This is a genomic window from Stenotrophomonas sp. PD6 (assembly GCF_049199305.1).
Classification (GTDB): domain Bacteria; phylum Pseudomonadota; class Gammaproteobacteria; order Xanthomonadales; family Xanthomonadaceae; genus Stenotrophomonas.
The window spans coordinates 1-996 of sequence record NZ_JBLZQD010000029.1 but is presented as its reverse complement, the minus strand read 5'-3'; the positions used below and the strand labels follow the sequence as shown (position 1 = coordinate 996).

The 996-nt window shown below is 59.6% G+C and carries 1 protein-coding gene; it reads left to right on the top strand.

The genetic code is table 11. The features are described from left to right. Positions 1 to 261 precede the first annotated feature (261 nt). Positions 262 to 759 carry an REP-associated tyrosine transposase gene (locus ACOZHM_RS20380; protein WP_421571175.1) on the top strand — a complete coding sequence of 166 codons (498 nt, stop codon included), beginning with the start codon at positions 262 to 264 and terminating at the stop codon, positions 757 to 759. The last annotated feature ends 237 nt before the right edge of the window (positions 760 to 996 follow it).

Genomic DNA, 996 nt, shown 5'->3' with positions numbered 1-996 from the left:
CTCTGGTTTTGTTTTTGTTTTTTTTTTCCTTGTGTTTTTCCTAGGCTTGATATAATCCGAATTATCTCGGGCTTTCTCCCGGGGGCCGCGCCTCCAGTCGGCGCCCCCAATCGCCCCCCCGTCGGTCCCCCCCAAACGGCCCCCCAAACGGTCCCCCCAAACGGTCCCCCCCAATCGGTTCCCCCTGTCGGCCGCTCCCCCGACAACGCCACGGGCCCAACCCCGATACCGCCGCTCAACCACGCCCGGCATCGTGGCTTCATGAGCAGCCCCAAACTCCACATCGGGCGCCGATCAATGATCGGCAACGTCTACGCCATGACGATGGTCTGTGAGCACCGTCGCCGTCAATTCGACGACATGCACCGCGCGGAAATTCCCATGCGGATACTGCGCGCCATGGATAGTGAAGGCCTTACGTGTTCATTGGCCTGGGTGGTCATGCCGGATCACATCCACTGGCTCGCACAACTGCGTGGTCACACACTCGGATACTGCGTGCAGCGTTTCAAGGCGCGAACCAGCTATCTACTCAATCAACTGGATGGGCGCAATGGCAGGGTATGGCAGGCGGGCTACTACGATCATGCCATTCGCACCGAGGAATCATTGCGCGAGCAGGCGATGTATATCCTCGCCAACCCGGTGCGCGCGAAGCTTGCGGAACGATTGGGCGAGTATCCAAATGCGTGGTGCAGGTGGCCGCTGGATGATGGCGACCAACACGTGGATGGGAATGCGAATGCCGACTGGGATTGAATGTCGGCGGGCATGAACCAACGACGGGAACGAACCACCGACGGGAACGAACCAACGACGGGAATGAACCTCCGGTGGGAACGAACCACCGACGGAAATGAACCACCGACGGAAATGAACCACCGACGGAAATGAAACACCGACGGGAATGAACCACCGACGGGAATGAACCACCGACGGGGTAGAGCCGACTGTTAGTCGGCTGTTCCTGCCCGGAGAAGCAGCCGACTAACAGTC